Here is a 12,943-nt window from a genome sequence, read left to right on the forward strand (position 1 = left end):
GGGGATGTGGGAGTCAATCAACACAACATTGCTAACGGGTGACCCATGACCACAGCCAACGTATACCAACAACGCCCGGACTCGGGCGCCAAAGCCGAGTCATCGTTGCACCAGGCCAATCTCGCCGGTCTGATCGGCAAGGGCCGTAAAAACCCTGGCGTGCGGGTGCGCGAGAAAAAACTGCTGGGCCATTTGACCCTGCGCGGCGACGCCAATGACCCGGCCTTTGCCGCAGGCGTGAACAAGGCCTTGGGGCTGGAATTGCCCGTGGCCCTGAGCCTGGTGGCCAAGGACGAAACATCGCTGCAATGGATGGGGCCGGATGAGTGGTTGCTGATCGTACCCGGTGGCCAGGAGTTCGCCGTGGAACAGGCGTTGCGCGCCGCATTGGCCGGGTTGCACATCTCGGTGGTCAACGTCAGCGGCGGGCAACAACTGCTGGAGCTGAGCGGGCCAAAGGTGCGCGAAGTGCTGATGAAGTCCACCAGTTACGACGTGCATCCGGACAACTTTCCGGTGGGCAAGGCGGTGGGCACGGTGTTCGCCAAATCGCAGCTGGTAATCCGTCATACGGCCGAAGACACTTGGGAACTGCTGATCCGTCGCAGCTTTTCGGACTATTGGTGGCTATGGTTGCAGGATGCAGCGGCGGAGTATGGGTTGAACGTCGAAGCGTAAATATGATCCTGCCTGCGCCTCTGTGGGAGCGGGCTTGCTCGCGATTGCAGCACCACGGTCATCCGGATGTACCGTGTTGTTTGCATCGCGAGCAAGCCCGCTCCCACACAGGTCGTGTGCGTTCCAATACCCATCAAGGAGCACCCCATGAGCCGCGCCCCCGACACCTGGATTCTCACCGCCGACTGCCCAAGCCTCTTGGGCACGGTGGACGCGGTCACGCGTTATCTGTTCGAACACAGTTGCTACGTCACCGAACACCATTCCTTCGACGACCAGCGCTCGGCACGTTTCTTTATTCGGGTGGAGTTTCGCCAGCCCGACGGTTTTGACGAGCACGCCTTTCGTACAGGCTTGGCCGAACGCGGCGCGGCCTTTGGCATGACCTTTGAACTGACGCCTCCCCATCACCGGCCCAAAGTGCTGATCATGGTGTCCAAGGCCGATCACTGCCTTAACGACCTGCTCTATCGCCAGCGCATTGGCCAGTTATCGATGGACGTGGTGGCCGTGGTGTCCAATCACCCCGATCTTGAGCCCCTGGCTCGCTGGCACGGTATCCCGTATCACCATTTTGCGCTGGACCCGGCAGACAAACCGGCCCAAGAGGCCAAGGTCTGGCAGGTGATCGAAGACACTGGCGCCGAACTGGTGATCCTTGCGCGCTATATGCAAGTGCTGTCCCCTGAGCTGTGCCGCAAGCTCGATGGCAAGGCGATCAACATTCACCACTCCTTGCTCCCCGGTTTCAAAGGCGCCAAGCCCTATCACCAGGCCTACGAAAAGGGCGTCAAGCTGGTGGGCGCGACGGCGCACTACATCAATAACGACCTGGACGAAGGTCCGATCATCGCTCAGGGCGTCGAGGTGGTGGACCATAGCCATTACCCCGAAGACCTGATCGCCAAGGGCCGCGACATCGAGGCCCAGACGCTGGCTCGCGGCGTGGGCTATCACATTGAGCGGCGCGTTTTCCTAAATGGAGGTCGTACCGTGGTGCTGTGAGGCACCTGCAAGTTCTAAGCTGCAAGCAGCAAGTTAATCCCTCCAATAACAACAAGGGTGAATACGATGGCTGACAACCGCGGTGTGGTGTACCTGGGCAATGGCCAGGTTGAAGTGCAAAGCATTCCATTCCCCAAGATGCAAAACCCTCAGGGCAAGCAGATCCACCACGGCGTGATTCTGCGGGTGGTGTCGACCAATATTTGTGGCTCCGACCAGCATATGGTGCGTGGTCGTACCACGGCGCAAACCGGTCTGGTGCTGGGCCATGAAATTACCGGCGAAGTGATCGAGGCCGGGCGCGATGTGGAACATCTGAAGGTCGGCGATCTGGTGTCGGTGCCGTTCAACGTGGCATGCGGGCGTTGCCGCAGCTGCAAGGAACAGAACACTGGCGTATGCCTGACCGTCAACCCGGCCCGTCCCGGTGGCGCCTATGGTTACGTGGACATGGGCGATTGGGTCGGCGGCCAGGCTGAATATGTGTTGGTGCCCTACGCCGATTTCAACCTGCTCAAGCTGCCCAACCGTGACGCTGCGATGGAGAAAATTCGCGACCTGACCTGCCTTTCCGACATTCTGCCCACCGGCTACCACGGTGCCGTAACCGCAGGCGTTGGCCCTGGTAGCACGGTGTATATCGCCGGTGCTGGTCCGGTCGGTCTGGCGGCGGCGGCCTCGGCGCGCTTGCTGGGGGCGGCGGTGGTGATTGTCGGCGACGTGAACCCGATTCGCTTGGCTCACGCCAAGGCTCAGGGTTTCGAAATTGCCGACCTGTCCAAAGACACACCATTGCACGAACAAATCGCCGATCTGCTGGGCGAACCTGAAGTGGATTGCGCCGTCGACGCCGTGGGCTTCGAAGCCCGTGGTCACGGGCATGACGGGGTTAAACACGAAGCGCCGGCCACGGTGCTCAACTCGCTGATGGGCGTGGTGCGGGTGGCGGGCAAGATCGGGATTCCGGGCTTGTACGTAACCGAAGATCCGGGTGCTGCCGATGCAGCTGCAAAAATGGGCAGCCTGAGCATTCGCTTTGGTCTGGGCTGGGCCAAGTCCCACAGCTTCCATACCGGGCAAACGCCGGTGATGAAATACAACCGCCAACTGATGCAAGCGATCATGTGGGACCGGATCAAGATCGCCGATATCGTAGGCGTTGAAGTGATCAGCCTGGACGACGCGCCGCGGGGTTATGGCGAGTTCGATGCGGGTGTGCCGAAGAAGTTTGTGATCGATCCGCACCGGATGTTCAGCAAGGCTTAACAATTGGCAGAAAACCTGTAGCAGCTGCCGAAGGAACGAGGCTGCGTTCGGCTGCGAAGCAGTCGTAAAACCACACAATGCGGTCGTTCAGATAGACCGCGATTACCGGTTTTACGAGGGCTTTGCCCTCGGACGCAGCCTCGTTCCTACGGCAGCTGCTACGAGGGTTTGGTGCCTGGTACAAAACGGGGCCGCCAGTTCGCACAGCGGATGCACTGGTTTTCAATTAAGATTGCCCGCCGTTTGATCCAATAGTGGCACTTGGGAACAACTGCCGGGGTTTTGGGTCATACACATAGTTTTACCGCTCCATGGCGGGCGGTTTTTTGGTTCTAGAGGTTTGAGCGATGAATAAGTTGAGCGGCGTGGCACTGGCAACATTGATGACCGTGGCAGCGAGCCCGGTGTTTGCAGGTTTCAGCCTGAGCGACGTAGCCAACGTGGCGGCGCAAGTACAGGGTGCCAACGGGAATGGCGCGACCACCGACAAATCGGCGCAAGCCGTACAGATGCTGACCAAGGTCAACGAGCTGGGTGTAAAGCCTGAGCAAGCGGCAGGCGGTATCGGCGCGATGTTGAGCCTGGCGAAAAACCAGCTGACCTCCAGCGACTATTCCGAACTGACCCAGCAAGTACCAGGTGTTAACAAACTGGCTGGCGCCGGTGCACTGGGTCAGTTGAGCCAGTTGGGCGGCCTGTTGGGCAAGTCCAGCGGCGTATCCGAGACCGCGACCAGCGCAGTCAGCAACGTGGCCAACACTGATCAGTTGAACGGCGCATTCACCGCGCTGGGCATGCAGGACGGCATGGTTGCCAAGTTCGCACCGGTATTGCTGGACTACTTCAAGGGCCAGAACGTCAGCACTTCGTTGCTGAGCAAGTTGGGCAGCGCCTGGGGCGTTTAAACACTTACTGCGTGCTCTGTACTCTTTGAAGGAACTGCCTGCATGAAGTCTATTCTTGCGTTGCTTTCTGTATTGGCGCTGCCGGTGATGGCCGCCGAGCCGACCCTTTATGGGCGTTACGAATACATCAAGTTGCCAGAAATCGGCGAGACCCTTCAGGCCAAGATGGACACAGGCGCCCTGACCGCGTCGCTGTCGGCGAAAAATATCCAGACCTTTACCCGTGATGGTGACGAGTGGGTACGCTTTCAGCTGGCGACCGAAGGTGCGAGCAGCAAGGTGTACGAGCACAAAGTAGCGCGCATCAGCAAAATCAAAAGTCGCTCCGATGAAGACGAAGACAGGGATGTACCTGAAAGCGCCAAGCGGCCGGTAGTTGATCTGGAAATGTGCCTGGGTAACGTCAAGCGCACTGTGGAGGTCAACCTCACCGATCGCAGCAGCTTCAACTATCCGTTGCTGATTGGCGCCAAGGCCTTACGTGAGTTTGGTGCGGCAGTGAACCCGGCACGTCGTTATACAGCGGACAAACCGGACTGCTGATTGCCGATTTATGTGGGTGCGGGCTTGCCCGCCCCCACAGATTTGGCGTTAGCGTTTAAGCAACCCGCGCACACTGATCCACAGCGGAATTCCCAGGCCAATCCAGCTCAATATGTCCCAGGCGCCGTCTCCCAATAGCGCGCTGAACAATCCCGTCACACTGACGAGTCCAATCGCCAGCGGGATCGCAAATACCTTCCAGAAGTTCGACTGCCGTGGCCTCATCGAGCGCTCTCCTTGGCCGCGCGTCTGCGCACCCACCATAGGTACAACCCGCTGCCGAGCACCACAATGGTCAGCAGGTCGAGGGCTGCCCAGAGGATTTTCATCGGCATGCCGCCGTAGTCGCCAAAGTGCAGCGGCTGCGACATGCCCATCGCGTCCATGTACCACGGGCGACCCGCCACGGCGGTGACTTCAAGGGTGCTGGCGTCAATCAAAACCGGGGTCAGCAGGTGTGAGGTCAGGTGTGTGCTGCCTTTCATGAAGACCGCGTAATGGTGCTCGCTGGAGAACCGGGTGCCGGGGAAGGCGATAAAGTCCGGGCGCATGTCGGGTGCGGCCTTGGCTGCGATTTCCAGGAGTTGGCTGGCTGGGGCGAGGTGAGTCAGCGGTGGGGCATCGCGGTAAGGCTCGATCATGGCGCTGAGGCTGTCATTGCGCCAGGCGGCGATGATCAGGTCGGCACAGGCGCTGATAACACCGGTCACTCCCACCACCAGGGCCCAGGTCAAGGTCACGGCGCCAATCAGGTTATGCAGGTCGAGCCAGCGCAAGCGGGTGGACTTGTCGGTACGCACGGTCGCGAATTCGTGGCGGCGCATAAACGGCAAGTACAGCACCGTGCCGGAGATGATCGCCAGCACAAACAGCAGCCCCATAAATGCCAGCAGCAGCTTGCCGGGCAGCCCGGCAAACATGTCCACGTGCAGGCGCAGCATGACCATCATGATCCCGCCATTGGCTGACGGCACTTCTATCGCCTCACCGGTACGCGCATCGAGCATAAAGGTGTGGGACGAGTTGGGCTCGGTGCCTGCGGTGGGCGCCATGATGGTCAGGACTGCGTTGGGTTCGTCTTCTTCCCAGCCGAAATACTGCATGACCTCGCCCGGCCGATGAGCCTCGGCGGCGCGTACCAGTTGTTGCAGGTCAAGGGTCGGGGTATCGGCGGGCAGTTCTTTGACTTGTGGCGCATCGCCCAGTAGATGGTCGATTTCATGATGAAAAATCAACGGCAGACCGGTGAGTGCCAACAGCAGCAAAAAAGCGGTGCTAATCAGGCTGGTCCAGGTATGGATAAAGGACCAGCGGCGGATGGTTTTGCTTTTCATGACTTTCCCAATTGCAACAACACCCTGTGGGAGCGGGCTTGCTCGCGATGCAGACAACCCGGTGTATCTGAAAATACCGAGGTGATGCTATCGCGAGCAAGCCCGCTCCCACAGGGGGAGGTGATGCGCCAACGATTTGTTTAGAACTCCAGCTGCGCCGAGAACTGCACGGTGCGCGGGTCGCCCAGGTAATGACTGTTGAGCCAGTAGTCTTTGTTGGCCAGGTTGCTGACGTTCATGCGCAAGGTCAGATCATTTTCCGAAACTTTCATGCGGTAGCGTGCACCGGCATCAAAGGTGGTGAACGACGGCAATTGATAGTCGTTGTTGACGTCGGTGTATTGCTTGCCGGTGTAGAACGCGCCACCGGTCAGGGCCAAACCGGGTACGGTATTGATGTCGTATTCGGCGTAAACCTTGGCCAGTTGCTTGGCAACGTCGACCGGGGCATTGCCATCGTTGGCCTTGTTGTCTGCGTCCTTGACCTTTGGATCAAGCAAGGTAAAACCGCCTACAACCGTCAGTTCCGGGGTGACCTTACCGGTCACGCTGAACTCCAGGCCGTTGTTAACCTGCTTGCCGCTTTCGGTGTAGGTCATGGTCTCGTTGAGGAAACCATTAGGCTTTTCGATGTTGAACAAGGCCAGGGTAAATAATGTGTCGCCCACGGTAGCTTTGGCGCCTACTTCGTACTGCTTGCTGACTTGCGGCGCGAAGATTTGACCGGCGTTGCTCGCGTTGTAAGGTGCCGTGCCGCCTGCCTGTAGGCCTTCGATGTAGGTGGCATAGGTGGTCAGCCAAGGGACCGGTTTGTAGATAAGCGAAACGCTGGGCGAGGTTTTGCTTTCGTCGTAGCGGGTTTTCTTCTCGGGTGTGGAGTAGATGAAGTCATTGGCATAAGACTTGATCTGGGTGCGGGTCACACCGAGGATGCTCGACCATTGATCATTGAAGGTAATGACGTCGCCGATCAGGAAGTTATTGTTTTGTGAGGTGCTCGCCAAACGCTGATCGCCATGGCCAACCGAGTAACCCGGCTTGTCGACTTGTTGGCTGTTGCCGAAAGGGATCGGGCCGCCGCCGACGTCGCCATACTGTGTGCCGTTCGAAGGGATGTGGTCCTCGTACATGCGCACGCGTGTGTCATTACCCTGATAGCCCATGGTCATTTTGTGGCCAATGGTGCCTGTCGCAAAGGCGGCATCCAGAAACAGGTATGCAGAGTTCTCCACATGCTCAATGGGCGCAAAGGCATACAGCGGTTGGGTGTAAACCCCAGGGCTGTAAACGGTCGGGCCGGTGTAGGTGTTCTGTTCGGTGAACTTCTGAGTGGCGAGTGCGCCGCGCAGGGTGAAGGTGTCGTTCAGGCGCCACTTGGCCCTTACGCCGCCTTTGTCGGTTTCGTTATCCGAGAATGCCCATTTCTGGCTGTACAGTTTGTTGTTATCCAACTGCGAGGCACGGGGGCGCAGCGCCTGATCACCGAAGTACCAGTAACTGGTGACTCCCCGGATTTGAGTTTTCTTGTGTGATGCATCGAACTGAATTTGCAGGTCGTCGCTGACGTTCCAGTCCACGGCCAGGCTGATCATCTCGCGGCGGCGTTTCTGCATGTCGATGGCGGTTTCGCCATCCTGGGTCAGCAGGTTCAGGCGATAGGCGAATTTGCCTTCGTCGTCGATCTTGCCGCCAAAGTCGCCGTGCAGGTAATAGTTTTCCCCGCCGGCATTGCCCAAGGTCACGCTACGATAATTTTGATAGGTCGGGCGTTTCAGTACGTAGTTGGCTAAACCGCCCGGAGACGCGGGGCCATACAAAAAGCCGGTCAGGCCGGTGATAACTTCCAGTTGCTCGGTTTCTTCCAGAAAGTTACCCGCGTCGGCGAGTGTGCTGAAGCGCAGGCCATCGTTGGCAATGTTCAGGTTACCCGCGCCACTGAAACCGCGAATGTTTACCGCGCTGGCATAACCCGCGCCGGTTGGGGAAAACAGCTGAGTGAAAGGGTTGCGCTTGAACACGTCATCCAGAGATGTGGCTTGCATGTTTTTGAGCAAAGCCTGGGAGGTCACGCTCATGGAGTAGGGGGTGTCTTGCAGTTTCATCCCACCCAGTGCGCCGACATTATTCAGGTTTTCGCTGACGTAACCTGCTGCTTCCGACCCTTCAGCGACGTCAGCGCCGTTGATGTTGACGTCGCCCAAGGTCAGTGCGCCTTCGACGATGGGCATCAGGGTGTAGGAGCCGTTGCCAGTGCTCTGCAACTGCAACCCACTCCCCTGCAACGCCTCACGCAACGCCGTGGTTGCCTCGAACGTGCCTTGTACCGGCGCCGAGGTTTTGCCCGCCAGCAGGGACGAGTCGATGGCCAGGGTGATGCCGGCCTGGCTGGCGATCTGGTTCAGGGTGGCCGCCAAAGGTCCGGCAGGCAGGTTGTAGCTGCGTGCGCTGGATGCCTGTTCGGCGGCGATCAGCGTGGTGCTGGTCAACGGGGCACAAAGGGCAATGGCTACGGCCAACAGGCTGGGGCGCAAAAACGTGTCGAGGGTGCGGGACATTCGGCGGGTTCCTGAATGGAAATGTTTCTCAATGCCTATCTGCCGCACGAGATCGCAAAAGTGATAGGGCTGATTGAAAATAATTTAGATTCAGTTCTTTTGGGGCTTGGCGCTAACGGTGACCCACCACGGGGTGCGCTGCTGGATCTGTACCGGCAAGGTCGGCATCAGGGCATTGAGCGCCAGTTCGACATTGTTCAGCGGGAAGCTGCCGGTGATGCGCAGGTCGGCCACTTGCGGGTCAACGCCCAAGTGGCCGCGATGATAACGATTGAGTTCGCTGACCATGTCGGCCAAGCGCACGTTGTCGAGCACCAGCATGCCGCGTGTCCAGGCGTCTGCGCCAGGGCTTACGGCGAGCATTTGACCAAGGCGGTCGCTGTACATCAGCACTTGCTGGCCTTCGCTGTAGATGGTTTGTTCGGCGCTGTTTTCAGGATGCGCCTCGACCCGCGATTGCAACACGCTCAGGCGTGTGCCGTCGTCTTCGCGCTTGACCATGAATCGTGTGCCCAGCGCACGCAGGCTGCCATCGCGGGTTTGCACGATAAAGGGGCGAGGGTCGCCATGGCCTGTTTCGACCATGATTTCACCTTCTTGCAGGATGATTCTCCGGGTCGTGTCATCAAAGCGCACATCGACTGCGCTGTGGGTATTGAGGTTGAGCAGCGTGCCGTCAGCCAGGCGCAGCTGACGTTGTTCGCCGGTGGCGGTGCGCTGGTCGGCCATCCAGTAATCAATAGGCAGATAGCTTTTACCGGCGAACAAGGCCAACCCGCACACCAGGGCGATACTGGCCAGGTTACTGCTGATTTTACGCACCCGCTGCTGCACGCCATTGCGTGCATTGAGCAGTGCGTTGCGTGCCGGAACGCCAGCATTGCTGAAGCGCTGATCGAGCATGCCCAGTTGCAGCCAGGCGCGGGCGTGTTCTTCGCTGGCGCTGTACCACTTGGCAAACTCGGCCTGTTCCACGGCGCTGCCGTTGCCGCAATCCAGGCACAGCTGCCAGGCGATGGCGGCGTCCAGCACCTGGGCCGAGACCGGCTTGGTGTTGGCTTGGCTCATGTCGGCTCGCCATACAGGGCGACGTAGCACTGGCGGATGCCCTGGGCCAGATACTGGCGCACACGGGGCACTGACACGCCCAGGCGCTCGGCGATTTCAGCGTGGGTCAGGCCATCGAGGCGGCTATGGAGGAAGGCTGCGCGGGACTTGCTCGAGAGCTTGCTGAGCAGGCGGTCGATGGCCCTGAGGTCTTCAAGGATCATTTGCTGGGCTTCAGGCGAGGGGTGCTCGGCCTCGGGGATCAGCATCAGTTCGTTGAGCCAGGCCTGCTCCAGAGCTGCGCGGCGAAAGTAGTCAAACAGCAGACCCTTGGCGATGGCCGCCAAAAACGCCCGGGGTTCGCGGGGGGCTTGCAGTTCGGTGCGGCCCAGCAGGCGCACGAAGGTGTCCTGGCTGAGGTCTTCAGCCCGCTGCGGGCAGGCAACGTTGCGCCGCAACCACGCCAGCAGCCAGCCGCGATGGTCGCGATATAGCGCTCCAACCAGCTCACTGTGTGGGTTTTGGACTGACGACAAAGACATCACCGACTGCAAGTTTTAACTAACGATAATTATTCGCGATTGTGTCAGAGCGAATGGTCCTACGCAATTGACGCTCATCGGATGAGGATAAAGAGTCTGTAGCCGCTGCCGCAGGTTGCGATCGAGCCCGAAGGGGTCGTGTCTTTTAAAGAGCGAAGGTCCAGCGGGCCTTATCGCAGCCTGCGGCAGCGGCTACAAAGGGTACGTAGGTTAAAAGCTGTGCACCTGTTTGCGCCGTTGCCACTGGTTCAGCCGCTGTTGCAGGGCCTGAGGGCTGTCGATGCCCTGGACCCGGGCGCGGCTGAACAGGATCAGCGCCAGTTCGGCGGTGGCCAGGGCGTCGGCACTGGCGTTGTGGCGGTCTTCGACCTGGAGGTTGAAGTGATTGATCCACTGGTCAAGCCCGGCTTCGCGCTGATTGACCTGCGGGCAAAGCATCGGTGCCAGTGCCGCAACATCCATAAACGTATGCTGCAAACGGTAATCCAGGCTGTCTTTGAGGGCTCGGGTGAGCATGTGCTGGTCAAACGGCGCATGGAACGCCAGCAAGGGGCTGTCACCCACAAATGCCATGAAGTCGAGCAGGGCATCTACCGGTTCGCTGCCTGCGGCAATGGCGGCTGGCCCCAACCCATGTAGCAGCACGCTGGGGTTGAGAGGGCTGTTGGGGCGCAGCAGCGTGCGTTCAAACGCCTGGCTCAGGTCAATGGCGCCGTCTTCAATCACCACCGCACCAATCGACAACACCTGATCACGATTGAGGTGCAAACCGCTGGTTTCCAGATCGACCACCACCCAGCGCTGCGCGCGGAGCGGTGCGTCGCTCAATCCCGAGGCGGTTGGCAGTTGCAGCAGGCGCTGTTGCTGTTCAAGGCCCAGGACCGGTTTTTTACGCGGTAACAACCATGACAACAGGCTCATAGCTGATACCGCAGGGCCAGGCTGCTTTGCAGGCGCTGGGCCTGGCGCAGGGCTTCACGCAAGATGCGCCGGTCCAGCTGGTTAAGGCTGTCCGGGTCTACGCGGTTGGAGTACGGACGGTTCTCGCGGGTTTGCAATTGGTGCTGCTGCATGCGGGTCTGCTGGATGAAGTGATAGGCCTCTTCATACGCGGCGCCGTCCAGTGGTTCGATAACTTCAAGGGTCACCAGCTGGCGCAGGCGCTCAAGGGTGTTGTTGGCTTCAACGCCGTTGGCCAGCGCCAGCAAGCGTGCGCCATCAACAAAGGGCGTAAGGCCCTGGACCTTGAGGTCGAGGGTGGCCTTGTCGCTGCCTTTGCGCTCCAGCACAAATTCGCGAAAGCGTCCCACTGGCGGGCGATGGCGCAGTGCGTTGTCGGCCATCATGCGCTGGAACAGGCGGTTGTCGGCCACTTGCTCAAGCATGCTGCGGCGCAGTTGCGCGCAGCCCTGTTCATCGCCCCAGACCACCCGCAAGTCGAAATAGATAGTGGAAGCCAGCAGGTTTTCGGGGGTGGCTTCGCGGATAAAGGCGGCAAAGCGTCGGGCCCATTCGCCACGCGACAGGCATAGCTCGGGGTTACCGGCCATGATGTTGCCCTTGCACAGAGTGAAGCCGCAGGCCGCAAGATGATGGTTGATCTGCTGTGCGATGGGCAGCAGGCGCTGGCGGATTTCGGCGGCCTGGGCAGCGTCTTTGGCCTCGAACAGAATGCCGTTGTCCTGATCCGTGTGCAGGGTTTGCTCGCGTCGCCCTTCGCTGCCAAAACACAGCCAGGTAAATGGCACGCCAGGGTCGCCCTTGTCGGCCAGTACCAGCTCGATAACCCGGCACACGGTGTGGTCGTTGAGCTGGGTGATGATGTGGGTAATCTGCGTGGAGGACGCGCCGTGGGCCAGCATGCGCTCTACCAGTTGGCCGATTTCGCCACGCAGGTTGATCAGGGTGTCCAGCCGTGGCGCGTGACGGATGGTGCGCGCCAAATGAACCAGATCGACCCGTTGCAGGGAGAACAGGTCACGCTCCGACACCACGCCGCACAGGCGCTGATCCTTAACCAGACACACATGGGCAATGTGCCGTTCGGTCATGGCAATGGCTGCGTCGAAGGCGCTGTGGTCGGGGCTCAGGTAGAACGGCCCTGGGGTCATGTGCAGGTCAATGGCCTGGTCGAAATTCTCCAGGCCATTGGCGACCACCTGACGCAGGTCGCGCAGGGTGAAAATACCCAGCGGTGCCTTGTGTTCGTCGACCACGACGATGCTGCCCACTTGCTGTTCGTGCATCAGGCGCACGGCTTCGCGCAGCGCGGCTTTTGGCGAACAGGTCACAGGGTGACGCATGGCCAGCTCACCCAAGCGGGTGTTGAGCGAGTATTGGGTGCCGAGAGTTTCAGCGGCTTTTTGCTGAACCTGCTGATTGACCTTGTCGAGCAGGCTACTGACGCCGCGCAAGGCAAAGTCACGGAACTCGTCGGACAGGGCAAACAGTTTAATAAACGCGGCCTTGTTCAGTTGCAGGCAGAACGTATCTTCAGCGGCGCGGTGTTCGGTGCGGGTGGCGCGCTCGCCCAGCAATGCGGCGAGGGGGAAGCACTCGCCGGTAGTGATCTCAAAGGTGGTCTGGGCTTCTTCTCGACCGGTATGAGTCCGCTCACCCACCACTCGGCCCTGTTTGACGATATAGAAGTGCTCAACCGGGCCGTCGGTCGGCCGGATGATGCTTTCGCCCGGAGCATAAAAGCGCAGTTGGCACTGTTCGACCAGATACGCCAGGTGAGTGTTTTCCATCTGGTTAAAGGGCGGGTATCGCTGCAAAAACTGCATGGTGCCGTGAATGTTCTGCAGCACCGCGGTCTTCCCTGCCTGGAGAAACGCATCCGATTTGCTCATTACTGATACCGCGTTGTGGGTGGTGAACCATTGTTGTTATGACTGGGCAGGGCTGGGCCCCACTGCGTGTTTCTATCCCTCATGCTCGGCGGTCTGCGCGCGGGTGCCCATTGGACGTAAGTCTATGGAGTCGCGCTATGCTGATATCTTCGAAAAGGCGTGTATTTATTTTGTACATTTCGGCTACTGCAAGGCTTGGAAATGCACGCGCCTAAG

12 protein-coding genes are annotated in these 12,943 nt (G+C 59.5%); 5 read left to right on the top strand and 7 right to left on the bottom strand.

Translation table 11 applies throughout. The features are described 5' to 3' along the window. Positions 1-45: 45 nt before the first annotated feature. From U5A05_RS02210 to rloA2, 5 genes are all read left to right on the top strand, one after another. Positions 46-678 carry a sarcosine oxidase subunit gamma gene (locus U5A05_RS02210; protein WP_261740649.1) on the top strand — a complete coding sequence of 211 codons (633 nt, stop codon included), beginning with the start codon at positions 46-48 and terminating at the stop codon, positions 676-678. Positions 679-825: 147 nt separating this feature from the next. Beyond that, positions 826-1,683, top strand: coding sequence for a formyltetrahydrofolate deformylase (gene purU, locus U5A05_RS02215; protein WP_261740650.1), 858 nt, complete (start codon positions 826-828; stop codon positions 1,681-1,683). A 66-nt stretch (positions 1,684-1,749) separates the two neighbouring features. Continuing rightward, positions 1,750-2,949 carry a formaldehyde dehydrogenase, glutathione-independent gene (gene fdhA, locus U5A05_RS02220; RefSeq protein WP_261740651.1) on the top strand — a complete coding sequence of 400 codons (1,200 nt, stop codon included), beginning with the start codon at positions 1,750-1,752 and terminating at the stop codon, positions 2,947-2,949. A gap of 347 nt (positions 2,950-3,296) precedes the next feature. Then, positions 3,297-3,854 carry a DUF2780 domain-containing protein gene (locus tag U5A05_RS02225; protein ID WP_261740652.1) on the top strand — a complete coding sequence of 186 codons (558 nt, stop codon included), beginning with the start codon at positions 3,297-3,299 and terminating at the stop codon, positions 3,852-3,854. Positions 3,855-3,896: 42 nt separating this feature from the next. Continuing rightward, positions 3,897-4,397, top strand: a complete 501-nt coding sequence (gene rloA2 / locus U5A05_RS02230) for a retropepsin-like aspartic peptidase RloA2 (protein ID WP_321835492.1) — start codon at positions 3,897-3,899, stop codon at positions 4,395-4,397. Positions 4,398-4,445: 48 nt separating this feature from the next. On the opposite strand, the gene U5A05_RS02235 is transcribed toward rloA2, so the two are convergent. The 7 genes from U5A05_RS02235 to U5A05_RS02265 all read right to left on the bottom strand — a co-directional run bounded on the left by U5A05_RS02235 (position 4,446) and on the right by U5A05_RS02265 (position 12,727). Continuing rightward, on the bottom strand, positions 4,446-4,622 hold the full coding sequence (locus U5A05_RS02235; protein WP_261740654.1) for a hypothetical protein: 177 nt from the start codon (positions 4,620-4,622) through the stop codon (positions 4,446-4,448). Then, on the bottom strand, positions 4,619-5,731 hold the full coding sequence (locus U5A05_RS02240; RefSeq protein WP_261740655.1) for a PepSY-associated TM helix domain-containing protein: 1,113 nt from the start codon (positions 5,729-5,731) through the stop codon (positions 4,619-4,621). Before U5A05_RS02240 ends, U5A05_RS02235 begins: the two co-directional genes overlap by 4 nt. Positions 5,732-5,871: 140 nt before the next feature. After that, a complete protein-coding gene (locus tag U5A05_RS02245; protein WP_321835494.1) occupies positions 5,872-8,286 on the bottom strand; it encodes a TonB-dependent receptor in 2,415 nt (804 codons plus the stop codon). 90 nt (positions 8,287-8,376) lie between these two features. After that, complete coding sequence (locus U5A05_RS02250; protein ID WP_321835496.1) at positions 8,377-9,354, bottom strand: FecR family protein; 978 nt, start codon at positions 9,352-9,354, stop codon at positions 8,377-8,379. Further along, positions 9,351-9,875: an RNA polymerase sigma factor gene (locus U5A05_RS02255; RefSeq protein ID WP_261740658.1), complete on the bottom strand. Its 525-nt coding sequence runs from the start codon at positions 9,873-9,875 to the stop codon at positions 9,351-9,353. The genes U5A05_RS02250 and U5A05_RS02255 overlap by 4 nt, the downstream gene beginning before the upstream one ends. A 210-nt stretch (positions 9,876-10,085) precedes the next feature. After that, complete coding sequence (locus U5A05_RS02260; protein ID WP_261740659.1) at positions 10,086-10,796, bottom strand: 3'-5' exonuclease; 711 nt, start codon at positions 10,794-10,796, stop codon at positions 10,086-10,088. Next, the gene (locus U5A05_RS02265) at positions 10,793-12,727 is read right to left on the bottom strand and encodes a putative nucleotidyltransferase substrate binding domain-containing protein (RefSeq protein WP_321835498.1); all 1,935 of its coding nucleotides are present in this window, start codon (positions 12,725-12,727) and stop codon (positions 10,793-10,795) included. Before U5A05_RS02265 ends, U5A05_RS02260 begins: the two co-directional genes overlap by 4 nt. Positions 12,728-12,943: the final 216 nt, after the last annotated feature.

The sequence above is a fragment of the Pseudomonas kulmbachensis genome (genome assembly GCF_963681935.1).
In the GTDB taxonomy this organism is placed as follows: Bacteria; Pseudomonadota; Gammaproteobacteria; order Pseudomonadales; family Pseudomonadaceae; genus Aquipseudomonas; species Aquipseudomonas kulmbachensis.

Excerpts from the sequence above, each read along its gene's own strand:
- U5A05_RS02210 (WP_261740649.1), top strand. The coding sequence starts at position 46 with ATGACCACAGCCAACGTATACCAACAACGCCCGGACTCGGGCGCCAAA.
- purU (WP_261740650.1), top strand. The coding sequence starts at position 826 with ATGAGCCGCGCCCCCGACACCTGGATTCTCACCGCCGACTGCCCAAGC.
- fdhA (WP_261740651.1), top strand. The coding sequence starts at position 1,750 with ATGGCTGACAACCGCGGTGTGGTGTACCTGGGCAATGGCCAGGTTGAA.
- U5A05_RS02225 (WP_261740652.1), top strand. The coding sequence starts at position 3,297 with ATGAATAAGTTGAGCGGCGTGGCACTGGCAACATTGATGACCGTGGCA.
- rloA2 (WP_321835492.1), top strand. The coding sequence starts at position 3,897 with ATGAAGTCTATTCTTGCGTTGCTTTCTGTATTGGCGCTGCCGGTGATG.
- U5A05_RS02235 (WP_261740654.1), bottom strand. The coding sequence starts at position 4,622 with ATGAGGCCACGGCAGTCGAACTTCTGGAAGGTATTTGCGATCCCGCTG.
- U5A05_RS02240 (WP_261740655.1), bottom strand. The coding sequence starts at position 5,731 with ATGAAAAGCAAAACCATCCGCCGCTGGTCCTTTATCCATACCTGGACC.
- U5A05_RS02245 (WP_321835494.1), bottom strand. The coding sequence starts at position 8,286 with ATGTCCCGCACCCTCGACACGTTTTTGCGCCCCAGCCTGTTGGCCGTA.
- U5A05_RS02250 (WP_321835496.1), bottom strand. The coding sequence starts at position 9,354 with ATGAGCCAAGCCAACACCAAGCCGGTCTCGGCCCAGGTGCTGGACGCC.
- U5A05_RS02255 (WP_261740658.1), bottom strand. The coding sequence starts at position 9,875 with ATGTCTTTGTCGTCAGTCCAAAACCCACACAGTGAGCTGGTTGGAGCG.
- U5A05_RS02260 (WP_261740659.1), bottom strand. The coding sequence starts at position 10,796 with ATGAGCCTGTTGTCATGGTTGTTACCGCGTAAAAAACCGGTCCTGGGC.
- U5A05_RS02265 (WP_321835498.1), bottom strand. The coding sequence starts at position 12,727 with ATGAGCAAATCGGATGCGTTTCTCCAGGCAGGGAAGACCGCGGTGCTG.